At 60.3% G+C, this 23,834-nt stretch carries 20 protein-coding genes; 6 read left to right on the top strand and 14 right to left on the bottom strand.

Features of this window, described 5'->3' with window-relative positions:
• The first annotated feature begins 104 nt into the window (after positions 1-104).
• Complete coding sequence (locus AK2_RS04140; protein ID WP_245632762.1) at positions 105-1,145, top strand: FTR1 family iron permease; 1,041 nt, start codon at positions 105-107, stop codon at positions 1,143-1,145.
• Between the two features lie 102 nt (positions 1,146-1,247).
• Here AK2_RS04140 and AK2_RS04135 read toward each other — a convergent pair whose 3' ends face one another.
• From AK2_RS04135 to AK2_RS04125, 3 genes are read right to left on the bottom strand one after another with little or no spacing between them, the layout of a single operon-like run.
• Complete coding sequence (locus tag AK2_RS04135) at positions 1,248-1,691, bottom strand: GNAT family N-acetyltransferase (protein ID WP_067931717.1); 444 nt, start codon at positions 1,689-1,691, stop codon at positions 1,248-1,250.
• The gene (locus AK2_RS04130; RefSeq protein WP_067931715.1) at positions 1,691-2,884 is read right to left on the bottom strand and encodes an acyl-CoA dehydrogenase family protein; all 1,194 of its coding nucleotides are present in this window, start codon (positions 2,882-2,884) and stop codon (positions 1,691-1,693) included. Before AK2_RS04130 ends, AK2_RS04135 begins: the two co-directional genes overlap by 1 nt.
• Positions 2,885-2,914: 30 nt before the next feature.
• On the bottom strand, positions 2,915-5,047 hold the full coding sequence (locus tag AK2_RS04125) for a S9 family peptidase (RefSeq protein ID WP_067931713.1): 2,133 nt from the start codon (positions 5,045-5,047) through the stop codon (positions 2,915-2,917).
• Positions 5,048-5,245: 198 nt separating this feature from the next.
• On the opposite strand from AK2_RS04125, the gene AK2_RS04120 reads away from it, so the two are divergent.
• Entirely contained in the window at positions 5,246-6,292 is a 1,047-nt protein-coding gene (locus AK2_RS04120; RefSeq protein ID WP_067931711.1) for an endonuclease/exonuclease/phosphatase family protein, read from the top strand.
• The gene (locus AK2_RS04115) at positions 6,210-6,986 is read left to right on the top strand and encodes an SGNH/GDSL hydrolase family protein (protein WP_067931709.1); all 777 of its coding nucleotides are present in this window, start codon (positions 6,210-6,212) and stop codon (positions 6,984-6,986) included. Before AK2_RS04120 ends, AK2_RS04115 begins: the two co-directional genes overlap by 83 nt.
• 15 nt (positions 6,987-7,001) lie before the next feature.
• Here AK2_RS04115 and AK2_RS04110 read toward each other — a convergent pair whose 3' ends face one another.
• The 4 genes from AK2_RS04110 to aspD form a co-directional block, all read right to left on the bottom strand.
• On the bottom strand, positions 7,002-8,183 hold the full coding sequence (locus tag AK2_RS04110; protein WP_067931707.1) for a glycosyltransferase family 4 protein: 1,182 nt from the start codon (positions 8,181-8,183) through the stop codon (positions 7,002-7,004).
• Positions 8,180-11,137 carry a CDP-glycerol glycerophosphotransferase family protein gene (locus tag AK2_RS04105; RefSeq protein ID WP_067931705.1) on the bottom strand — a complete coding sequence of 986 codons (2,958 nt, stop codon included), beginning with the start codon at positions 11,135-11,137 and terminating at the stop codon, positions 8,180-8,182. The genes AK2_RS04110 and AK2_RS04105 overlap by 4 nt, the downstream gene beginning before the upstream one ends.
• Positions 11,138-11,381: 244 nt before the next feature.
• The gene (locus AK2_RS04100) at positions 11,382-12,347 is read right to left on the bottom strand and encodes an aldose 1-epimerase (protein WP_067931703.1); all 966 of its coding nucleotides are present in this window, start codon (positions 12,345-12,347) and stop codon (positions 11,382-11,384) included.
• 140 nt (positions 12,348-12,487) lie between these two features.
• Complete coding sequence (aspD, locus tag AK2_RS04095) at positions 12,488-14,158, bottom strand: aspartate 4-decarboxylase (RefSeq protein WP_083520834.1); 1,671 nt, start codon at positions 14,156-14,158, stop codon at positions 12,488-12,490.
• A gap of 202 nt (positions 14,159-14,360) precedes the next feature.
• On the opposite strand from aspD, the gene mgrA reads away from it, so the two are divergent.
• Positions 14,361-15,353 carry an L-glyceraldehyde 3-phosphate reductase gene (mgrA, locus tag AK2_RS04090; protein WP_067931701.1) on the top strand — a complete coding sequence of 331 codons (993 nt, stop codon included), beginning with the start codon at positions 14,361-14,363 and terminating at the stop codon, positions 15,351-15,353.
• Positions 15,354-15,448: 95 nt separating this feature from the next.
• Here mgrA and AK2_RS04085 read toward each other — a convergent pair whose 3' ends face one another.
• Together AK2_RS04085 and AK2_RS17075 are read right to left on the bottom strand one after the other, a co-directional pair.
• Positions 15,449-15,823, bottom strand: a complete 375-nt coding sequence (locus AK2_RS04085; protein WP_067931699.1) for a DUF423 domain-containing protein — start codon at positions 15,821-15,823, stop codon at positions 15,449-15,451.
• A gap of 30 nt (positions 15,824-15,853) precedes the next feature.
• On the bottom strand, positions 15,854-16,537 hold the full coding sequence (locus AK2_RS17075; RefSeq protein WP_067931697.1) for a pirin family protein: 684 nt from the start codon (positions 16,535-16,537) through the stop codon (positions 15,854-15,856).
• Positions 16,538-16,720: 183 nt separating this feature from the next.
• Here AK2_RS17075 and AK2_RS17070 point away from each other — a divergent pair, with 183 nt between their 5' ends.
• The gene (locus tag AK2_RS17070; RefSeq protein WP_067931695.1) at positions 16,721-17,056 is read left to right on the top strand and encodes a hypothetical protein; all 336 of its coding nucleotides are present in this window, start codon (positions 16,721-16,723) and stop codon (positions 17,054-17,056) included.
• 102 nt (positions 17,057-17,158) lie between these two features.
• On the opposite strand, the gene AK2_RS04070 is transcribed toward AK2_RS17070, so the two are convergent.
• Positions 17,159-17,371: a hypothetical protein gene (locus AK2_RS04070; RefSeq protein WP_067931693.1), complete on the bottom strand. Its 213-nt coding sequence runs from the start codon at positions 17,369-17,371 to the stop codon at positions 17,159-17,161.
• A 306-nt stretch (positions 17,372-17,677) separates the two neighbouring features.
• The gene (locus AK2_RS04065) at positions 17,678-18,523 is read right to left on the bottom strand and encodes a sugar phosphate isomerase/epimerase family protein (protein ID WP_067931691.1); all 846 of its coding nucleotides are present in this window, start codon (positions 18,521-18,523) and stop codon (positions 17,678-17,680) included.
• Positions 18,524-19,077: 554 nt separating this feature from the next.
• On the opposite strand from AK2_RS04065, the gene AK2_RS04060 reads away from it, so the two are divergent.
• Positions 19,078-20,268 carry an MFS transporter gene (locus AK2_RS04060; RefSeq protein WP_067931689.1) on the top strand — a complete coding sequence of 397 codons (1,191 nt, stop codon included), beginning with the start codon at positions 19,078-19,080 and terminating at the stop codon, positions 20,266-20,268.
• Between the two features lie 39 nt (positions 20,269-20,307).
• On the opposite strand, the gene AK2_RS04055 is transcribed toward AK2_RS04060, so the two are convergent.
• The 3 genes from AK2_RS04055 to AK2_RS04050 all read right to left on the bottom strand — a co-directional run.
• The gene (locus tag AK2_RS04055; protein ID WP_067931687.1) at positions 20,308-21,525 is read right to left on the bottom strand and encodes an MFS transporter; all 1,218 of its coding nucleotides are present in this window, start codon (positions 21,523-21,525) and stop codon (positions 20,308-20,310) included.
• 823 nt (positions 21,526-22,348) lie between these two features.
• On the bottom strand, positions 22,349-22,690 hold the full coding sequence (locus tag AK2_RS16800) for a hypothetical protein (RefSeq protein ID WP_157076219.1): 342 nt from the start codon (positions 22,688-22,690) through the stop codon (positions 22,349-22,351).
• Between the two features lie 517 nt (positions 22,691-23,207).
• Positions 23,208-23,834: nitroreductase family protein (locus AK2_RS04050; protein WP_067931685.1), on the bottom strand; the 627-nt coding region annotated here is incomplete at its 5' end.

The raw sequence follows: 23,834 nt of genomic DNA, 5'->3' as shown, positions 1-23,834 counted from the left end.
CGTCCAATCTGCGAACGATGGCTAATTCATGTATCAAACCTCTTGCGGTTAGCATCTGCTAATCGTACAATACCCAGAGACAAAGTTGATTCGGGAAGTCATGTTTGTCGACGCACCGAGACGAGGGGGAGTATCGGTTGTCTTTCCGCTGGAGTGTCAAGCGAACGATTCTGACGGTGCTGGCGGCTGCCGTGGTGGCGGCGCTCGTGTGGCAGGGCGTCACCGCCGGCGGCAATCCGGACCCGACGGCACGGAACATTGGACGGGGTGCGGCCATCGTGGACACAGGCATCCTGGTGTTTCGCGAGGGATTGGAGACTATCCTCGTCCTCTCAGCCATCACGGCCAGCCTGGTCCGTACCCGGCGAGCGTATTGGCGGCCGATTTCAAACGGCGCCGGGCTCGCCTTTCTGGCCACCATAGTCACCTGGTTTGTGGTGGTCGGCATCATCTCCCTGGTCGGCCAGACCGCCCCGGAACTCGACATCCAGGCGGCCACCGGGCTGCTGGCCATCCTGGTGCTGCTGTTGGTGATGAACTGGTTCTTCCACCGCATTTATTGGACCGGCTGGATTTCCATGCACAACCGAAAGAAGAACGAAATGATTGGTGCGCTGGAGTCGGACGCGACAGCGTCAACCGGGGTCGCCGATACCGCCAAGGCGGTGGCCTACAAAGGTCTGATCATTCTCGGCTTCACGTCCGTCTATCGGGAAGGCTTCGAAGTCGTGCTGTTCCTGCAGAACACGCGCATGCAGCTGGGCTCCATGGTCGTCCTCATCGGCACCGCGGTGGGTCTGGCGCTTACGCTGATGGTCGCGGTCCTGACCTTCTTCGCCCACCAAAAGCTTCCCTACAAAAAAATGCTCGTGTTCACAGGCGTCATGCTGGGTGCCGTCTTGTTGGTGATGGTCGGGGAACAAGTCCAGGAGATGCAGCAGGCTGGCTGGCTTGGAGTCACCCAGTTGCCGGTGCAGTTCCCGGACTGGATGGGGCTTTGGTTTTGCGTGTTCAACAACATTCAAAGCCTCGCCGCGCAGTTCATCGCCGCTCTGTTCGTGCTCGGGTCCTACTTTGGCGCGCAATATGTGCGGGTGTGGAAACCACGGCGGGAAGCGCTGCGCAGCGCCGGCGGCCACGCGTAGAACGCGCGCGAAGTCGCGCAGGCCCGTCGCGGGTGCGGCCCATCCCCTGTGGGCGATCCGGCCGGACCGCCCACACTGCGCCTTCGCCGGGGCGTCAGTCACTCAGTCGGCGAGTTCCTTTGCCATGCGCACGTGCAGAATCCCCGCGTCCAGAAACGGTTCACTGCTGACCACGCGATAGCCCAGCTTCTCGTAAAACGCCTGTGCCTGGCACTGGGCGTCCAATACGACGCGCCGCAGGCCAAGCTGGCGCGCCGCCGCTTCCGCGGCCGCCATCACCGCCCGCCCCCATCCGCCACCGCGGACCGACCGGCGCACGGCCACGCGCTGGACCTTGGCCGTTGTTTCATCGTACCGCTTCACCCGCGCGGTCGCTTGGGCTATCCCCTGCCCATCCCGAACCAAGAGGTGGACACAGGCGCCGATACGGTCCCATTCGTCCCACTCCAGGTCCTCGGGCACGCCTTGCTCAAGGACAAACACCTCGCGACGGATGGCGAGGCACTCCGCCAACTGCTCTTCGTTCTCCACGACCTGCGCGCGCATTAGCACTCCCCTTCGGCACGCACGTCGAATCCATGCGCCGCCCGCCGTTCAAACTCCCGTTTCAACCGGGCCGCGATGATATTCTTCTGAATTTCCGACGTGCCTTCATAGATTCTCGTGATGCGGGCATCGCGGTAAAACCGTTCAATCGGATAGTCGGCGATATAGCCGATGCCTCCGTGAATCTGCACCGCTTTGTCCGCCACTCGGTTATACACCTCAGAGCCGTACAGTTTCAACATCGCCGCTTCCTTGACGATCTTCTCGCCCTGGTCAGCCTGCCAGCCGACCTTGTAGAGGAACGCCCGCAGGGTTTCAATTTCGAGCGCCATCTCCGCCAGGTAGTGCTGGATGATCTGTTGCTCGAAGATGGGCTTGCCAAATTGCTCGCGGGTCAGGGCGTGGGCGAGCGACTTCTCCAGCAGGTACTCACTCGATCCTAAAGACCGCGCGGCCAGGCCCGCCCGTCCGTTGGCCAGGATGCTGAGCGCGTTGATGTAGCCGCGGCCGACCTCCCCGAGCACGTTCTCCTCCGGCACCTCCAGGTCTTCAAAATAGAGCTGGGCCGTCTGCGAGCCATGCAGCCCCATTTTTCTCTCCACCCGGCCCATGTGAAAACCCGGAAAGCTGCGCTCAACGATGAATGACGTGATGCCCCTCACCCCCTTCTCCGGGTCCGTCGCGGCCATCACCGTGAACACATGGGCCATGGGAGCGTTCGTGATGTAGATCTTCTGGCCGTTGAGGATGTAGCGATCCCCTTTCTTTACCGCCACCGTGCGCAGATTGGCGGCGTTGGAACCGGCCTGTGGCTCCGTCAGAGCGAAGGCGCCTATCCACTCCCCGGAAGCCATTTTCGGCAGGTAGCGACGCTTTTGCTCCTCGTTTCCCAACTCCACTATGCCCACGCTGCCAATCCCGTTGTGTGCGCCGATGACTGTGGTGTACCCGTTGATGGTGCGCCCCAGTTCTTCAAACACGGCGCATTTGCCAAGCATGGACAGGCCAAGGCCGCCGTACTCCTCGGGAATGCTGAGGCCGAACAGCCCCAACTTCCTCGATTTTTCCAACACGTCGTCGGGCACCCGGTCCTGCTGCTCAATCTGCGTCGCCAGCGGTTCGACTTCGTGATCGACAAATTCACGCACCGTCCGCTTGATCTCCACCAGCTCCTGCGGCAGGAGAAAGTCCATCGGCAATTCTCCTTTCCCACGGCTTGTCGCTCAGGCGAGTGCACCCGCATCCGGCAGGTGTGCGTCGATGAAGCCGAAGATGGCCTGGAGCCGGGCCACCCGCAGCTTCGGCTTGCCCCCGCGCGACAGCCCGTGGCTGGCGTTGGGTATGCGCAACAGCTCCACCTCCGCGCCGCGCTGCTTCAGCGCCGTGTACAGTTGCTCAGCCTGTTCCATCGGGCACCGCAGGTCATTTTCCGAATGCAAAATCAACAGCGGCGTCCGGATGTTGGCCGCATGGGCCAGGGGCGACATTTGCCACAATCGTTCCCGCTCCGCAATCACGTCCGACACACCGAGTTGGCTCTCGACGAACAGCGGTCCGATGTCACTGCACCCGTAGAAGGAAATCCAGTTGGAGATGGAGCGTTGTGTGACCGCGGCGAAAAACCGCTGCGTGTGTCCAATCAACCAATTCGTCATGAAACCTCCGTAGCTGCCGCCGGTGACGGCGACACGCTTCCCGTCGAGAAAATCGAATTGCGACAAGGCCGCTTCCAGGCCGTTCAGCACATCGGCCGCGTCGTCTTCTCCATAGTGATGGCGCACGGCGTTGACAAACTCCTGGCCGTAGCTGGTGCCCCCGCGCGGATTGGTGTAGACCACCGCATACCCTTGCGCCGCTAGCCACTGCATCTCGTGAAACATGGCGTACCCGTAGTGGGTCTGCGGCCCGCCGTGAATCTCCAGAATGACCGGGTAGCGCTTGCCCGCCTCGTACCGGGCCGGTTTCATCACCCATCCCTGGAGCGTCCAGTCTCCCCCCGATTTGTAATAAAAGGGTTCTGGCTCCACCAGCGCCACCTCGTCCAGCCACGTGTTGCACCGGTCCAGCCGCACCTCCCGCTCTGGAAAGAAGGGCACCGGGCCGTCCATCGCCTCGGTCACGGCGCGCGGTTTGCGCCATCTGGGCGTAACGCCAGCAATGTCCGTCGACACCACCTTTCCTGGGTGCGTAGGAGTGCCGTAGGTCACGACAAACCGTGTCCCCCCGTCGCTGGCAAACCCGTAGTCGTCCCGGTCGCCGCCGACGACCACCTCGCCCTCCGGCGTGCTCCCGTCGGCGGCAAAACGGACCACCTCGCAACGCCCCTCGCGCGCCGACAGCACATAGATGAAGCGGTTGTCGCGCGACCAGACCGGAGGCTGGCTCTTCACCTGACCGTGCATGTCTGATCCGGTCGCGTCCCCGAGTTCGTCGGGAAACTGCCCTGTCAACCGGGTCACGCCGCCATCCGCCGTGGCGACCAGAAACAGATGCGTATGCGCTGCCGACCAGTACTGGTACAACTCCTGTCCGTGCCCGAGCACGGCCAGGTAACGGCCGTCCGGGGAATGCGCCAGGTCGCGCGCCACCACGTCCGCACAGAGCAGCCTGGCCTCCCCGCCGCCCGCCGACACCTGGTAGATGTCCTCATACCACCAGTTCACATCCGGGTTATCCCGCCGATTCGTGGTATAGGCCACAGACTTCCCGTCGGGGGCCACGCTGAACGCAGAGACCCCTTCAGGCTCCCACGTCAGCTGGCGACAGGCCCCTGTCTCCACGTCGATGGCCACCAACTGTCGCACGCGCTTGCGCGACAATCCCACGCCATCCCCCTTGTAATAGAGCCGGTCGTATCGTTTGGGATTGTCCGCCCACTCCTTGTTCTCCTCGTCCCTTTTCTCCTGGACCTCTTTGTCCGTGAGGCCCTCATCCCAGAACGCGACGTCGCCCACTGACGGCTCCCGCGGCACCGGCACCAGCGCGTACAAGCTGCGTCCATCCGGCGCGAACGCCAAAGCGCCTGGAGCGTAGCGGAAGCGGGTAAGCCGCCGTGCCTCGCCCCCTTGCATCGGCAATAGCCAAACCTGCGTCCCATAGGCGCGGTTGGACAGAAAAGCCAACCTGGCGCCATCCGGCGACCACACGGCCCCATGGTTGCTGGTTCCGCTTGTCGTCAGCGGGCGGAACTCCGCCCCATCCGTGCTCGCCAGCCACAGTTGCGTCTCGTAATCGTCCTGTTTCCCGTCCACGCTCATGCATTCGAACACGACCCATTGCCCGTCCGGATGGAGCACCGGATTGGACAGCCATTGAAACCGATAGAGATCCTCCGCTTGGATGGTGCGTTTGGACATTGTCATCCCCCTCGTCGGTGAACCTGCACCAGCCGCCCAACCGGCGTCTGCGCACCCCTGCATTGCATGTTCATGAATCAACGTATGATTCTAAGTATAGATCAGACTTCCTGGACAAGCGTGCCTGCCCGGCTGAGGAGTATTTCGCGTGCGGACTGCAGAGAATAGAGAAAAACGGAAAGCGAGGTGACAGCTTCCATGCACTGGTCCAAGCTGTCCCGCTCCATCCTGACGGCCGCCGGTCTGTGCCTAGCCGTGGCCATGGCGCCGTCCCCGGCACGGGCCGCGGAACTGCCGCCGCAGCCGACTGCGGAAAAAGGGACGTTGACCGTCGTCTCTTACAACACGCACGGCGGCATCGGCATCGACGGCCGCTATAGCCTGGCGCGGATTGCCGACGTCATCGCCCAGACGCACGCCGACGTGGTCGGACTGCAGGAAGTGGGCGCCTACTGGCACAAGCACGCCCGGCACGAGGACGAAGCGCAGTTCTACATCCGACGTCTCCATATGTACGGATTTTTCGCCCCCATCTTCAATCTGGACGCCATCACCCCAGGCGGGCCCCGCCGACAATACGGCGTCCTGCTCCTGAGCCGCTATCCCATCCAGGGCATGGTAAACCACCAGATTGCCCGTCGGTTGACGCAGGGCCGCCGGGAATCGGTGGCGGTGAAGCCTGGGTTTGCGGAGGCGATGATTCACGTCCATGGGCAAGACCTGCGCGTTTACCTCACGCACCTGGATTATCGGCGTGATGCGCATCTGCGCGCGCGGCAGGTGGCCGACATGATGCGCATCGTCTCCGAGAACACCGGCCCCAAGGTGCTGATGGGCGATCTCAACGCAGTCCCTTCCGCCCCCGAACTGCGTCCGCTGTGGAACGTGTTCGGCCAGACAATGAACCGGTGCCAGGGCGGGTGCGCCACCTTCCCTGCCGATGCCCCCACGCGCTTGATTGACTACGTGCTTGTCAGTCACGGGCTGCAGGTCCAGTCTGTTCAGGTCGTGAATACGACGGCGTCCGACCACCGCCCAATCCGTGCCGTGATCTCGCTGGCCGGCTCGGAACACCGGCGGGCCGTGCCGGCGCCGGCCAGCAAGCGAACGTTAACCTGTAGTATACTGGAGGGCGTGACATGCATCATGCAGGTGAACAGAAATGAAACGACGCTGGGTGGGACTGGCTGCAGCCCTGGTCACTGCCGCAGCCCTGTGCGGATCCACCTACACCGCGGAGGGTAAGCGGCAAGAACACAGCCAACAGGAAACGGTGCTGGTCGTGGGCGGATCGATGGCGCAAGGGTGGCTGGACGCACGGCGCGACAGTTATCTGCGGCGTGCCTTTGCTGAACTCAGCAGCACCACGTCCGTACACTGGCAGTATGTCGACCGAAGCCGCCCAGGGGCACGAGCGGTCGATGTGATGCATCGCTACCCACACTGGCTCTCGAGCATAAAACCCCAAGTGGTCGCCATCGCCTGGGGACTGCTCAACGACTGCCACAAGCACACCCCCATGGCGAGGTTTAAATACGCCATCCACGCCGAAATCGACGGCGCCTTGGCTCAGCATGCGGTGGTCATGCTGGTGACGCCGCCGGTGACCGAGGCGTCGTCCTCGTTCTACCGTGCCGGTACCGAACGCTACCTGGCGGCGGAAGTGGAGGTCGCGCACGAATTTCACAACCCGAACGTGCACGTCTTCGACATCCTGTCGCAAATGCGCCGGTACATGGCCGCACACGGCCAGACGTACTGGATGTACTACGGAAACTCCTGGCACCCCAACAGCGCCGGCCACCGTTTGGCTGGCCGGCTCCTGTACAGGGACATCGTCCACACGCTGGGACACGGTCCGATTGTCTACACCGAGAACCCGCAATCGGAGAAACCGACGCTGGAACGGGCAGGCAGCGCGGGCGCTTCGGCCCTGTAGGCCGCATGTTCCTTCTCAGGCGCGCTTGCGGCTTATGTCCTCCAACAGGTCCAGCCACTGGCGGCCAATCTGCTGAATGTCAAAGCGCTGCACATTGCGCATGGCGTTCTGGCCAAAGCGCCGCCGCTTCTCATCGTCCCCCATCAGGTCCATGAGGGCTTCGGCAAACCGTTCCACATTGCCGTTTTCGACCAGCCACCCGTCTTCCCCATGCGTCACAATCTCCGCCGGGCCCTTGGGGCAGTCGAACGAGACTATCGGCACGCCACACTGCATCGCCTCGACCAGGACCATGCCGAATCCCTCGAAGCGGGAACTCAACGCATAGATGGAAGCCTGGGCCAGTTCCTGCTGCATGTCGCGCGAGGGACCCATCAGAAACACATGGTTGTACAGGTGCTTATCCAGAATCAACTTCTGCAGGGCGTTCTTGTCTCGCCCGTAGCCGTAGATCTTCAGGCGCCAATCGGGAAAGCGCTCAATCACGCGGGCAAACGCCTCAATCAACAGGTCAAACCCTTTTTGCGGCACCAGCCGGCCAGCGGCGATGACAGCCTTTTGATCCAAGGAAGACTGCGGACAGGACACCTGTGGCGCCGAATTCGTGATCTTGCGGACATCCAGCCCGGTACCGTCAAACAGGCGGCGATAGGTGGCGGTGTCATCATCCGTCAGCGTGATCAGATGGTCGAGCCGCGGATAGAGCCGACGGATGGCGCGCTGCAGCCCCGGCGGGTGGATGTCGAAGTTGAGGTGCTCCTGTGCCACCCGGCAGACACGCGGATCGACGTACCTGGCCGCCATCAGGTTGAAGCTCGGCCTCGTGGTGATGAGGACGCCGTCGTGGAGCGACTTGAGAAAGCGGTATATCTTCACGTCGCTCATGAGCGAGAACGCATCGTACGCCTCATCGTCGCGGTGGATCAGCCGGCTTCTCAGCTTGGGCACACGCAGGTACTGCAGCGTCCGCTGTTTGATGCCCGGCCGTCCGCCGGCTTGGCCTGCGGCGACCGAGTTGCGGAGAACCCGGATTCGAATGCGCGGATCAATGGGAAAGAACGGATCTTTGTTCTTGCGAAAAACGCTGACAATCTCCACATCCTGGCCGTGCGCGGCCAAATAGTTTGCCGTGTTGAGAACTGTGCGGACGGTGCCGCCCATGCCATAGATGTCAAAGATCAAAAAGGTGATTCTCATCGGCGCCCACCCTTTCCTACGTCGTCGAACACAGCCTCAATCACGCGCCGCGCCGCGCCGCCGTCTTCCAGTGAACAGAAGCGACGGCGGAACGCCTCGTACTTGTCCCGGTATCGCACAGGCCATTCGTCCACTTGACGGATTGCCGCAAACAGCTCCGCTTCGGTGCGCACCAACGGGCCTGGCGCTTGCTCTTCCAAATCAAAGTAAAACCCGCGCATCACAGATCGATAGGCCAACAGGTCATAGGTGAAGAAAATCATTGGCCGGCCCGAGTTGGCAAAGTCAAACATCACCGAGGAATAATCGGTGATGAGCAGGTCGGAAATCAGGTACAGGTCCGCGATGTCGTCATAGAAGGTGAGGTTGCGGATGATGCCGCTGTCGTCTATCCATTGCATGCGCTGGGCATCGAAATAATGCAGGCGCAGGAGGAGAACGTAGTCGTCGCCAAACTCGCGCTTAAAATCCTCCAGGTCGAAACGAAACTCGTACGGCGCATTTCGCTGCTGGCCTTGATGTTCCGAGTCCCGCCAGGTAGGCGCATAGAGGATGACCCGCTTTTCCTCCGGGATGTCCAAGCGGCGGCGGATCTCCTGCGCGCGCCGAGCGGCATCGGAGCGGTAAAAGACGTCGTTGCGGGGATACCCCACCTCCAACACGGCTTTGTCATAGCGATAGGCGCGACACAGGATCTCGGCCGTGTAGGGATTGGGGGCAACCAGGTAGTCCCACCTGCGAACTCGGTTGAGCAGTTCCGGAGCCGTGTTCTCCTTGTACGCGGCCGAACCGGGATCGACATCGTACCCCAACCGCTTCAGCGGCGTGCCGTGCCAGGTTTCCACATGCACCGTGCCGCGGCGTTTGCGGTAAAAATCCGGAAAGTTTCCGTTGTTGATAAAATACTTTGCACGTGCCATATAATAGAAATAGGCGGTCGATCTGGGCTTCACCAGGCGAGGGGACCCGGGCAGCCGTTTGTTCAGGTCTTTCATCACCCAGACGGCTCGAAAGCGGCGGCCTTGTCCGAGCATCTGTTCGTAGATGGCACGCGGATTGCAGGCGTAGCTGTTGCCGTAGTAGCTCTGGAACACAATCAGGTCGCTGCGCACCGGCAGCACACGGTTGGCGGCGCGGTAAAAGAGCACCCGCAGCCTGTCGAACACTCGGCGCAGCCGCGGCCGCCGATCCAGTCGGTCGTCAAAGGAGGAGACCACCGCGTCCGGGCTCAAGGTGATGGGGAACCGCGATTGGTGGCTGGGAAACTCGAACACGCACTCCACCGAATCAAAGTGCAGGTTTCGCACCACATCCTCGCGGATACTGGCAAATTCCCCGGCCGGCAGCGTGGTCGTCAGGACAGCGTGAAAATCGCTCGTCTGTCCCACCCTCTGCAAACTGCATGCCACGGGAATCCTGTGCACCTTGCCGTACTCGCAGCGCACGGTCAACACACCCGTGACCTGGTCGACGCCTTCCACGGGGGGCAGCACCTCCAGGCGCACCCGCAGAGTCAACCCCGTTTTCCTCGCCTCGATGTACAGGACCGACTTGACCCGCACGTCGGGACGAACCCGGATAGCCAGGTAGTCGCCGCGCGTATAGAGCGGGTATACGGCGTAGGCTTGTCCGTCCACCGTGAAGCGCTGGCGTGGAAAACGCACCAACTGGTTCTTGTGGGCGATGCCGTCCTGCCAGGAACGCAATCGGCACGTACGCCCCTGCGCCGACAGGGACAGGTCCCAAAGCCCCGGGCGCAGGCCGTCCCGCAAGAGGCCAGTCGGCGTGAGTCGGACGTCGAAGCGGCCATCCTCCGCCACAACGGGCATAGCCATCTCCGCCTGCGAATCGCGCCGGCGTAAGCGCAATTGGGTGGACCCGCTATAGCCGCCCGGACGAAGCACCCGCCCGAGGATTTGAATCGTCCCATCGCGGGCATAGACGGCCTCCACTTCGGCCTCCAGGTCGTGGGGCACCAGGCGGACGAGCGGGCGCATCCCGTCCAGCAGCAGATCGCACCGCACCGCGCCGCTGTGAGTATGTACGACTGGGTTGCGCCGGTCAAGATCCGCCGGATGATCCTCATTCTGGCGCAACGGCAACAGCCTCTGGTTGTCGCTCTGCCCGACAGAGACAAAAAACTCCAAACGCTGGTCCATCAGAGCGGCCAGGTCCACGGCCCCCATCGGAATCCGGGCCGTGAACGCCACGGACGACGCCGCGGACGGCGCGGCGTAGTCGCTCACCCGGGCTATGGGTTCGCGTCCAGCCCCCGGACCCGCCGCTACGGCCGGCGGCGCCTCCGCTTCCTCGGTCCAAGGGACAGGTTGCGCGGGAAAGGCGTATTCCGCAGTCGCCGCCTCGTTGCGCACCACCAGCGACAGGCGGGCCCGCTCGGGCTTATCGGGATCCACCAGGGGACCGAATACGTATCCGTTCAAAACCAGCACACCGTCCCCATGCCAAGCCGCCGACACCAATTTAGCCGATCCGTTGACGCGGCGAATGCGGATGGACAGGTTGCCCTGCACGGTGCTGTAGGGAATGGCGGCCAGGCGGCGCGAACGGTGGAACGCGTACAGCGACTCCCGCTCGCGAAAGTGGCTGCGCACCCGCCAGCGAGGCGCCTCGCCCCCCGCTTCCACCACTCCCCCTGGGCGGACGTACGCGTCCCACGTGTCCACGTCAAACAGGGCTTCGCCATACCCGCCGGACGGCATGAAGGGAACATGGGCCACGTACAAGGCTCCCGAGCCCAGGCGTTCACCGTCGCTGCGCGTCAACGGCAGCGACAGCGTACGGGACGCATGCCGCTCCTGGAGCAGCAACTCGCAATCGGCCCCGTTATCGACGGTTGAAGCCAACCGCAAACGCCATCCAGACTTTGTCATCTCCAGATCAATCAGTTTCCACTCCTGCTTGTCCTGACCGGCAAACCGCGCTCGTCGGTTCACGCTTGTTCCTCCTGCGGCATCCATTTGCACGCCGCATCGGCCGGTCCTACTAAAGCCCGGCCGATGCGCGCCATGTCCGAATATCTTCTGTTCGGTTCTCATTTCACAGCCTGAGTATCACAGCCCAAGACCATGCCCAGAGCCGAGCACGAGCGTATTGTCTCACAAGCGCATAAGCTCGTCTAGCATGATCTGTTACAGAATATGTAAAATCAAGGAACACCCAGCCTTCTCTTTCAATCCGCTAGAGGGGCAACACGGTTATCGACGTCTCCAAGACACGGCGCTCGCCCGGTTCCAAGGCGGACATGCCCGTCTCGTCTGCCGGTAGCGGCAGATTGGGCGCATTGGTCACCCAGGTGTACGGCTCTGGGCATAAGAAACCCTGTGTACCATCCGCGTTGTACACGACCCAAAACCGGAAAGGCTCCGCGCAGTCGTAGTGGACCTCAAGCCCCGCCGCGTCGTCTCGCAGCACCGCCCGGTTGGGCAGACCGGCTGCGGCGGAGAATACATCATCCCGCGCCACCCCCGCCAGCGGCAGGTTTTCCGCCACCGACGCCGCCACCGGCTCCTGCCGGCCCGTCGGCAGGTTACGCGCGTCCAGCTGCCACTGTTTGTTGACCGGCAGGCTGAACCGGCAATCCTTCAGCTGGCCCCCGTCCGCAAACGGGAAGCGAAACGTCGTATGGTAACCGAACCCAAACGGCAGCGGCCGTCCGCCGTGGTTCTCGACCGTCGCGCGCTTGATCAACCGTGGGCCGTCGAGCACATACTCCACAGCAATTGTGAAACGCTGCGGTAATTGGCGCAGCACCTCCGGATGGTGAGCCGAATCAAAGGTGACGACAATCGCCGTCCGCCGCGCCCCTTCCACCGTTTCCGCCTGCCACGGACGGTGGGCGACAAAGCCGTGGATGTGATTGTGCTTGGCCGACTCGGTCAAATCAAACTGGTAGGTCTGTCCAGCGAACTGAAAGCGCCCATCCGCGATGCGGTTGGGCGGAAACAAAATGGGCGCGCCGAACAGAATAGGCCGCGCCTCATACTCCTCGCGGCTGGACGGCTGGCGCAACAACTCGACGCCGCTGGGACGGTGCACAAGCGAGACCAACTTGCCCCCCAGACTGGGGGCAACCGTTATGGCCAGTTGCTCACCGATAGCGGTGATGGCCGCTTCCCCGACGTACGACGAACGCACAATGGACATCTGGCTATCCTCTCCCCGACAAGCAGACGGCCAGCGCACACACGCACTCGGCCCTAGCGGAATTTCCAAACGTCAAACAGGCTGCAGATGCAACACATCCGCTGCAGCACATCCATTGTACTGAACCGCATCCCCGGGTGCTACTTACGCCTCACCCTCTCCTGCCACTTTGCCACGTATTCCTCGAGAACTTTGTGCAGGTCTCGGCCAATTTGCGCATAATCCGCATCGTCCAGGTTGGCCAGAGAAATGCGCACCGACCACCTCGGAGCATGGAAACCGCCGCCATTCAACAGCACCACCGACGATTCTTCGGCCAACCGGAACAGAATATCCGTGGGTTCGCACGTCTCGCGAAGAAACTGGGCGAACTCCTGACCGTAGTGGCGGGCGGCCCATTCCGCCAGGTCAAACTCCGTGTAATAATCCGCCATGTGAGGGACATTGGGCGCCGGGAGACCCAGCCCTTCATAGAGCAGGTGCAGGCGGTGCCGGCAGATGGACTTGGTGAGGGACTTGTAATCGTCGTCCGCATCCACCAGCGCGGCCGCAGCGAACAGGGCCATCTGGACCTGCTGCGGCGTCGACAGACCGGCCGTATGATTGAGCGCCACCTGGCGGCTGTCCGCAACCAGCCGGTCGATGAAACGCAGCCGGGACACGTCTGGGGTCAACGACTGGTAGCGCTGCGCCAGCTCCTGCTGCTGCTTTTCCGGCAACCGGCGCAGCCGCGCGTCAAACACATTGTCTTCGTGCACCGCAATCACCCCCAGACGCCAGCCCGTGCAACCAAAGTACTTGGAAAACGAGTAGACTCCGATTGTGTTGTACGAGAGCTCGGCCATCAGCGAGCGGTAACCGTCGACGAATGTGCTGTACACGTCATCCGACACAATCATCAGATCCGGATGGTGACCGCGCACAATCTCCACCAGACTGCGCAATGTATCCGCATCCATGGCCACCGAGGGAGGGTTGCTCGGATTGACCAGGAACAGCGCTTGGATGGAGTTGTCTTTCAGTTTTTGCAGCTCACTGTCCGGGTACTGCCACGTGTGGCTGCCATCTTCGGCCCGGCCGCTGGCGACAACCTCGACCACGTCGAAACGGTACCGGGGCAGTCTGGGTATTTCCAGATAAGGTGGAAAAATAGGAACCATCACCGCCACACGTGCCCCCGGCTCGAGCAGGTGATTGGCCAAAAGGGAATCGAAAATGTAGCACATGGCTGCCGTCGCACCCTCCACCGCGAACAGGTGAAAACGGCCCACGTCGCGCCCTGCGCACAATTCACGCGTCAGATACGCATGCACCACCCGTTCCACGTGCACCAGCATACGGTCCGGCGTTGGGTAATTGTCACCGATAATTCCGTCCACCAATTCGTGGACGTAGCCGTCCGGGTCCAGTTTGAGGACATCGCACCCATACCGGATCACGCGGGCCAGCAAGTCGGCCCCGGGCAGACCGCGGTGGATGTGCAAAAACTCGTCCATCCGCACGCGGATGCCCGGCTGCCTGGGCTTGCCCGCCAGGTTTCCCTGTCGCCAGACCCGCCGCGACTCCTCGAGGGCGAATTGGCCGAGCAGAAAGAAGGCGTCGCGCGCGCCGGCGTGAATCCAGTTGGGATTGCCGCGGCCTGCATCCAGCAGCACGCGCGTGCTCTCCTTTTGGTGGTCTGCGGCCAGGCGTATCAGCTCACGGTTCAACTCAAACGGACTGACGGACGCCAGGCTGCGCTCCGTCTCCCGCGGCCCGGCGCGGCCTGACCCAATCTGCGCTGGCTGGCCCGGCACGGTTTTCGTTGTCATATCCTGCACCCTCCCCGGCGACCGCCGGCCACGCACCCGGCGTCGTCCGTTTCGCCTGCGGCCCTCCACATCCTGGCGCTCACAGGAATCAATCCCAGTATGTCCGGCGCCAAGAAGGTTTCATGCAGGATAAATCGGTATAATGGAAGTGCAAACGATATCATGAGCGGGGCGCAGCGCACCCGCCAAGGAGGCCTCGTCCGTGACCTATTTGCCCGACGCAAGCCGCTACGAGAACATGATATACAACCGGTGCGGCCGCTCCGGACTGAAACTGCCCGCCATCTCGCTGGGCCTGTGGCATAACTTTGGCGGCGTCGATTCGTTCGAAAACGCCCGCGCCATGGTCAGGCGTGCATTCGATCTGGGCATCACGCACTTTGACCTGGCCAACAACTACGGGCCTCCGGCCGGATCGGCCGAAGAGACGTTTGGCCGCCTGCTCAAGCAGGACCTCGCCCCGTACCGAGACGAACTCGTCATCTCGACCAAGGCGGGCTACTATATGTGGCCCGGGCCGTATGGGGAGTGGGGATCGAAAAAGTACCTGGTGGCCAGCCTGGACCAGAGCCTGAAACGGATGGGGCTTGATTATGTGGACATTTTTTACTCCCACCGCCCGGACCCGGAGACACCGCTGGAAGAAACGATGGCGGCGCTGGACCTGGTGGTCCGCCAGGGCAAGGCGCTGTACGTCGGAATTTCCAACTACAGCCCGGAGCAGACGGAACAAGCCATCTCCATCCTGCGCAGCTTGGGCACCCCGCTGTTGATCCATCAGCCGTCCTATTCCATGCTCAACCGCTGGATTGAACATGGCCTGCAGGCGGTGCTGGAGCGGGAGGGTGTGGGCAGCATCGCGTTTTCGCCGATGGCCCAGGGGCTCTTGAGCAGCCGCTACCTCAAGGGCATTCCTGAAGATTCGCGGGCCGCGAAACCGACCGGCTTCCTCAAGTCGGAGCAAATCACCGAGGAGACACTGGACAAAATCCGGCGCCTGAACGACATCGCGTCGCGCCGCGGTCAGACCTTGGCGCAGATGGCTCTGGCCTGGGTGTTGCGCGAGGGCCGCGTCACCTCCGCTCTGATTGGCGCCAGCCGCGTCAGCCAGATTGAGGAGAACGTCAAGGCGCTGGACAACCTGGTGTTCGACCCGCAAGAATTGGTCGCCATCGACCAAATCGTCGGTGCGTAGGCGCGTCGCCGCACACAAAAACGGTTCGATCCGCTCGAACGGATCGAACCCTTGTGCCTAGGGGCCGCGTCAACGGTTGGCCAAGCGGCGGTGCCTCAACGCCTGACTGCCTTGACTGCGGCGGCAATGAGGAACACCCAGCCGAGCAGCAAACACACACCGCCGATCGGCGTCACCACGCCCAAGACGGTGACGCCGCTGGTGGCCAAAACGTACAAGCTGCCGGAAAACAGCACAATGCCGATGGCAAACAGCCACCCCGCGGCACGCACCATCCTGCCGCCAATGTTCAAGTACGCGAGAATGCCGACGGCCAGCAGCGCGAGCGCGTGATACATCTGGTACTCAGTGCCCGTATGAAACACGTCCAGCATGTCGGACGATAACTGGCCCTGCAGGACATGCGTGGCGAACGCGCCCAAAGCGACCGAAAGCAATCCGAAAATAGCCCCTACAGCAACAAAGCCCATTTGTCTTCCTCCTTATGGTTCCCTATTGTGTCAATCGACGTAGCCGCCCCACAACGAAACGGGTTGTCCGAGCGGACAACCCACAAGCAGCAGAAACCGCCACGAGCCAGGGTGCGTGATGCCGATGGGCAGGATGCCCGGGGACAACACGTACGCGGCGCCAGAAGCCAGGGCGGCACCGGCCGGGGTGCAGCCGCGGCCGAACAGGGGGTACAGGACGACCACCCCGTCCGGTGACACCTCGTTCGGCCAGCGGAACACCCCGGCTCCAGGGCAGCACACATCGTACACCGCCACCCGCGCGTGAAACCGGAAGGCGCCGCCCGGACCCACCAGGCTGCGCACGCAGGCCCCCGCCACCGTCCGGCTGGGCACGGCTGCGACCGCACGGGACGCCGCCGGAGCCTCTTTGTCATCCCGGGGCAGGTTGACCCACACCTGCACGCCATGGGCAATCCGTCCAGGCACCCGTTCCTCCGCGTGCTCCACCCCACAGCCGGCCAACAGGTGGTGCGCCCCGCCGGCCGTCAGCTGGACCTCCCGGCCCAGCGAGTCCCGCTGCACGAGAGCCCCTTCCAGCAGATACGTCACCTTCTCGAATCCCAGGTGCGGATGCCAGGCGAACCCGGCTTGCGTCAGCACAAACTCGTCCAGGAGCACGAACGGATCGATCACGGTGTGATGGACACCCGGAAACGGTTGACGCACCCACACGCCGGCCGGATTTTTCTCCCATTTTGCAGGATAGACGCCCAAGAGTCCAGACCGAGCGTCGGGTGAAGTTGTGCTTGGCCGTATCATGACCTGATTGTAGCACGCCCGCAGGCGCCCGGCGAAAAGCCCTGGCCGCCCGGCGACTTTCGACATACTGTAGGGCGACAGCAAGGGGGTCAAGGCATGATGGAAGCTGAGGTGCGGGGTGTGACGGTGCAAGAACGCGCCCTGGTCGCCATCGACCAGCTGTTGGCGCGGGCCATGGATCACGCGGGCGGACTGGAGCGGACCCTGCTGCGCCAAGCCATCAACCGGCTTTATCCGCGCTTGCGACAGCGCATCCTGTCCGCGACGGACGGAGACATCCGGCAAGAGGTGGAACACCTGCAGCGGTTGTTGGCCTCCGTGTTGGGAACAGAGGCAACCGTCGCGCCGCCTGCGCGCCCAACCGCGCACAAGCGGCGGCGAAGCGCGCATCGGCGGGCTCAGCCCGCCCGCCGCCGACGCACCCGCCGCTGACTCTCGACGCGGCCGGCCTGCTACCCCGCCATCGACCGCTACACCCCCAGTCAAGGGGCGGGATAAGCGCGATTTGCCGCAGGCATCTTCCAGCATCGACTTTTAGGGCCGGGATTTTGTGGACGGACGGCTGGGGACGTGAGGAAGGTCTACTGTCAAGCGACGAAACACAATCAGCAAGTGGTCTTGATGACGGCGGATATCCACGACTTTGATGTATCCCTGTTCGACCAATTCGCGGACTTCGCTTAACACAGTCGGCCACCTGGTGAGATCCGAACGAGACAACGTTAGGTATTCGAACTTGCTCTCCACCGAAGCACCCCCTGGACTCCAGTCGATGGACCGCGTTTATATGTTATTTTTTATGACCAAATTCCCTCTGAAGTTACTGGACCTTACATAGAAATCCTGGCCACATGTTGAATTTACGCGTGAACCCTCTGTTTGCGCAACCATTTGTGTTATATCATGTAACATAAAGAGGTCTGGCATGCGGGCGAGTTCTCTGCTGCGGAGAGGGATCATCCAGAAAGATGAAGCCTAACGCGATGAATTGAGCACCGGCGCCGGACACCTATCCCGTCCGCCTGCGGACGGCCCGGAACGGGTTGAAACGCATCAAACGCCGGCCGCTGAAAAGAGACGGGCAAAGGCCGCCTGCGACCGTGCGGCTAAGACGCGGCTGTCTTCCGTAAGGGGTGCGGGCGTCAAGACTTCTTGCGCAACCGGACCGTCGTAGCCGATGTCGGCCAGGGCCCGCAGAAAGCCGACCAGATTGATGACTCCTTCCCCGGGGAACAGCCGATCATTGTCCCGAACCTCGGAGACGGGAACATCCTTCGCGTCGTTGATGTGCACGTGCACGATTTGCCGGCTGTGCAAGGCGCGGATATCGTCCACCGTCGCGCCCGTCGTGTACCAGTGAAACGCGTCCAACAACAGCCCGACGTTGTCCTTGCCTATAGCCGTAATCCAATCCAGCGTGCTGTGCAAATCCCAGATGAACGGATGGCGCCCGGCCTCACGCAGGTGGTGCGGGCCGACAAATTCCAATCCCAGACGCATGCCGAAGGCCCCCAGGATCTCAGCGCAGGCGCGCAACCGGCGGGTGGCAATCGCCAGGAAGTGAGCGGGATTCTCGTCGGTCGATGGTAGGATGTACGTGCAGCTGCGCGTGCACCCGAGCGCACTGGCCACCGCCGCGTGCTGCGCCAAAAGCGACAGGCCGGCGCGAAACTCAGCCTCCGTCCGACGCCACTCCACGACCAGACCCATGCTGCCGATGCTGACCCCGTGCTCCCGAAGCAGGGCCAGGGCGCCTTCCTGACCATGGCGCTCCACCAAGCCAACCAATTCTTCGCCTGCAGCGTCCACGCTGGTAAAACCGTACGCCGCCGCAAGCTCAATAAACGCTTCCAAAGAGCCAACCGCACCCACTCCGGCACGAGTCAATCCCTTCTGCACCAGCTTACCCCCTCACCATTCATGTAGGCTTCACAGCGACCAATCGATTACCACCTCGCGGCCGGCTTGCCCACTCCACGAAGTGGCGGGATACCGAGCGCACTCTCCGTCATCCTGGGCGGGTGCCTTTCCGATGTTGTCCGGCACCCATGCCAATCCGAACCGGTTGGGCCAGAACCAACGCCTCCTCGGGGCAAGCAACGCTCAAGCCCATGGCGGCGCCAAGCCTCATGCAACCCGTCACGGCCATCGTAGCACACCGTGTAAGCGCCGCCAATAGCACCCGCCCCACGACAGGATACGGACATCCATGAAGACGGGACCCACCGGTCGGAGGCAGCAGATTGGGTGGACAGGCCATACCCAAGCGTATCGTATACAATTTAGAAGAGGGAGGCTTGACGCCGGCCCTGCACCTTCTATGCACAGGAAAGAACACCCGGAGTGCAGTTCATGCTCTACGATTGATTTCATCGCATTGTTAAAGATGCTTCACAGGTACGCCGTGACACCGAGAACAAGAACGGGCTCCCCGTTCCAGGAGGCTCTGAGCAATGAAAACACGCACGAGTGTCTTGGTTGCAGCCTTATTCATGGCTTCGTTAAATCTGCGGCCTGGCATCACTTCCGTCTCTCCCATCCTCGATACGTTGAGCCATCAACTGCACATGAACTCTGTGGTGGCCAGCCTGTTGACCTCAATACCCGTCTTTTGCATGGGCATTTTTTCTCCGATCATCGTACGCTACGCCAGCCGCTTTGGCATGGAGCGAGTGATTGCGGCCTCCATGGTTCTCCTTGCCATCGCGACCCTGTTGCGGTGGTTCACGCACTCGACCGGATACTTGTTGCTGACCACAGTCTTGATTGGCCTTGGAATTTCAGCGGTGGGGCCCTTGCTCGCCGGGTTTGTAAGGCACCATTTCCCGCGCCACATGTCGAGCATGATTGGACTCTATTCGGCCGCATTGGTCATTGGAGCGGCCGCCGCTTCTGGCCTGACCGTTCCTATCCAATCCGAGTTCGGCTCATGGCAACTCGCACTGTCCTTTTGGGCCATCTTCGCCATCGTGGCCATCCCCTTTTGGTTCGCGGCCGTCCTCCATCCGAGTGCCACGCACCATCACGAATCGGCCGTCCAGAATGCACCGTTGCCATGGACGTCCGGCCATGCTTGGCTCATCACTGCGCTGTTTGGCCTGATGGGATTTTTGTTTTTCGTCTTCACGGCGTGGCTTCCGCCCGTTGTACAGACCATGGGCTACAACGCGGCGTTTGCAGGCGTTGTGAGCACCGTGTTCACCTTGGTGCAAATTCCCATGTCCTCTATCATCTCAATGCTGACGCGCCGCCATCCAGACCGCCGTCCGTGGTTGATGCTGTGCAGCCTCTCCGAACTGGTGGGCCTGCTCTTGTTCGTCTTCACGCCGGTGAACCCCATTGTCGCCGCCCTCTTCCTAGGCGTCGGCGCAGGCGGCCTGTTCACGCTCACCCTGCTCTTGCCCATCGATGCCACCGAGACCGCATCGGAGGCCAGCTCATGGTCGGCGATGGTGCAGTCTGTGGGATACGTCATCGGTGCCCTGGGCCCCATCGTTATCGGGTCCATCCACGATGCGGCGCACAGCTACGCACCTGCCTTCGTGTTGCTCATCATCCTCATCGTGGTGATGCTCGGCATCGAGTGGATGGTCGGGCGCAGGCCGCGCCCCAACATCAGGCATACACTGCAAGATGCGAAGTGAGGGCGCGAAGCTGGGCACCCGGCCGCATGCAGAACGGGATCACGTCGAATCCGGGTGCTTGCTCCCTTTCACCGCAGTGCGTTGACGCATCACGCGCAGACATCCATATATAGTAAGGAATAGAATCAACAGTACCGCGACAAAGCCCAACATCATCCATAAGACTTGACTGGGCAGGAAGTGATCCATGGCGTATCCAATCACAGCCGGGAACACCGCTCCACCCACTCCCGCGAAGGCCGTGACTGCACTCGTAACCATGCGCTCCATTCCTGGAAACGTGTGGTTCGCATACACCATCGTGATGGAATACACGGCGGACATCGACAAACCCAGCCCGCAAACCGTGAGGTAAGACACCCATAGGGCTCTGGACTGCGTCAAGAGGAAAATAAACACAAGTCCGAGAACAAGGCTTCCGAACAAATAACGTTCGTAGCTGACACGGCGGACTATCCAACCAATGGCCATCCGCCCGGACACCATGGCCATCCAAAACGCCGAGGAACTGAGGGACGCGAAATACGGACGAGTCTTGAGATACACCGTGAAGATGCTCGGCAGAAAACTGTTCAGACTGCCCTCGACCCCCACGTAGACAAAGACCATGAGCAGAAACAACATGAGGACAGACAACTTGGCAGCCCTCCCCTTGAAGATCGGAGGTGCGGCCGTGTGGGCGTCCATTTGCCCCTCCACCGCCACGGTTGCTGGTTGCAAGAAAACTGAGGTGGAGGCCCAAACCACGGCAAGCACAACGGCAAATCCGCCCACCAGCAAAGCGGTCAACCTCCACCCGTGCATAGCCACCAGTGCGCTGGCAACGGCCGGCATAGTGAGTGCCCCAACTCCAAACGCCACTTCCAAGCGACTCATGAATATCGCGCGTCTTCCAGCGAACAGTTCCATCACGTAGGAAGCCACAGCCGTCTCCAGCGCCGAGGTGCCAATGCCATTCAAGACCACGAGCAGTTCCACCCAATAAAAGTGAGGCAAGCAGAGAATGCCCATCTGCGCCACCGCGACCGCCAACGCCGATCCAGACAGGATAAATCGATAATGGCATCGTTTCATGTAGCCCGCGGTGATTGGAACGCCGATGATAAATCCGATGGATTGCAGCAGTACCAAGAACCCGCCCGACGTGTACGTGGTGTGGTAGTGGGAAAGCAATTCCGGCATGATGGCACCAAAAAACACAGTCGTCATTCCGCCCAGGAAATACATACCGTAAGCTGCCCAAAGAAAGCGCTTCAATGGCTGACTCCTTCCCAAGCAGGGACCTAAAACCTCAACCTGAAACCGATGCTGGTCGCACGGCTATTCGGTCACAGTGAGATTCCCGCACAGATTCCACGCCTAAGAACCGGGACTTAACTGGGACTTCGCATATGAGCTGGATGCAGCAACTCGGCTCCCTGCAAATCCTTTATATAAGTCTTCGAAAATGGTCGAGTAGAGACAAGACTCTTTCTTTCCCTCAGTCTTCGAAATTGCCCCCCTCACAGGTCCGTGCGTGCCTAATTAAGGCATACGGCTCCTTCAATCCATCTTACCAATTTACACGTCTACGATCCCCCATCAATGGCTGTTGAACGAACCGTCACACGGATTACTCCGCAAAGACACTAAAATCAATAAGTCTTCTAGAAGAGGGGGTTGAAGACGCGGCGACCGTGCTTGTGGCCCGGACGCTATCACGCGCGGCTCATGAACAGCCAACAGCGTCGAGCGGCTCAACGCGGAGATTCGGCGCCGAGAGCGCCGTCATTCGCATCTTCCCGAATTGTACGTCAGTGTCGCATTCGTTGGGACCTTCCCTGATACCAATGGATAAAAAGACATCAATGCCTAACTATGAAGGGAGTACTGGGAGTGGCATGCGGGGAGATTGTCCAATCCAATTTCGGGGCTTAAGAGATACCGATCCCTTCTTTAATGATATAGACTAACTTGCAAAAAAATCCGGACAGAACATCCCTGATGCGATGTTACATACCCGTTTACCACCGGAAGCAGGGATGGACTTAACGCTGAATTTGGGCGTATGTTAGTGGCAACTGATGCAGGTGTGTACTGCTTAGTTTGAAAGTCGTGCATGGTCTGTATCCATGATTGCATGTGCAATTTTAGTTACATCCGACTGAAAAATATCATCTCCAACCGCGCTAAGAACACAAGTCCATGGCCCCTGTACCCAACTTAAGTAATATGCATTTTGAACGCCTGAATTTGCGTCTCTGTACTCAAAGGTCAGTATCTTCGCCTCATGTCCATCGATGCTTATGATCTTGCTGTCTGGGCCAGTTAACGATTGTCCGTTTAAATAAATAGTCTGATCCAAATTTTTGTATATCGTTAGAGATATCTCGCTTGGATAGGCGTTTGGAGTAACGCGAAGCAATCCATCTGCATCAATCACCATATGATCTCCTGCATACCAATCGACGCTAATGCCATGGACAATCAATCCCGGATACTTCAACTCTGGAACCGGAACGCCAACATCAGAAACCACACCATCGTATTCGTTGTACGAAGCAGAGTGCTCAATGTTACCTCCCCAAAGAGGCCGCCTGCCGTAACTTATGGAAAGCAGAATACCTGGAATGGGAACAACGAGAAGCTATTGGATGTTGGGTAGAACAGTACTATTCCAAGTTGTTCGCAGTGGCATTGCCTCACTCTCGTCCTTTTGTCCGCCCCCGCTATTCCCCACTTCCAAATTTATTGATAAACTCATGCCGAGTTTGAAGGAAATGAAACCTGGTCTTGTACGGCCCCTGTGGTGGTGCCGGCAAGGCGGTAGACCCATGCGCCAGAAGCTCGCTGCAAAGAGGGAAAGCACGGCACCGAACTGACCCATCCCGAAGAGCACCGGAGAGCGGACAAGGAGCGTCGAGGCCTTATCCTGAGACCGGGGACGCGGGAATAACAGTCTACTTTAAAGCAAATCCTTTGCGCTTAACATATTCGCTATAAAACTCAAACGGTATATCCTGAGTTAGCATATTCATATTTCTCTGCGACCAATTCGTTATCCGTTGATTACTCGTACGATGTGCATAATACTCTTCTATACATTTATCGTATTTTTCCACCATATCCTTTAGATCGCGATTGTATTTATTCTCAAAGAATATGGCGGACTGAGGTAAACGTGGTTTTTGTTCCGGCATTTCATCTGGAACACCAACAGCTAATCCAACTAAGGGGATTACGTTTCCCGGTAGGTCCAGCCACTCATCCAGCTCTGGAACCGCACCAACTCCTCCTAGAATTACAGTCCCTAGCCCAATAGACTCAGCTGCTAAATTCGCATTTTGCACAGCAATCGCGGTACTCGTAATGCCGGTTTGAAAGAAGTAAGTAAAACTAACATTTTCTCTCATTTTTTCTTTTTTATTATCATCAATGGTTGCCATAATACGATAAAAATCAACGCAGAAGATAAATAAATATCCGCATTCCAAAATTGCCGTACTTTCCGCTCGTTGAGCTAACGCCTGTTTTACGGTGGGATTTGTAACGCCAATAATAGTGAATGATTGTAAATGACCAGATGT

It is taken from the genome of Alicyclobacillus kakegawensis NBRC 103104, assembly GCF_001552655.1.
In the GTDB taxonomy this organism is placed as follows: domain Bacteria; phylum Bacillota; class Bacilli; order Alicyclobacillales; family Alicyclobacillaceae; genus Alicyclobacillus_G; species Alicyclobacillus_G kakegawensis.
Note: the sequence above shows the minus strand (reverse complement) of the source record. Positions and strands in the feature narration are given on the sequence as shown.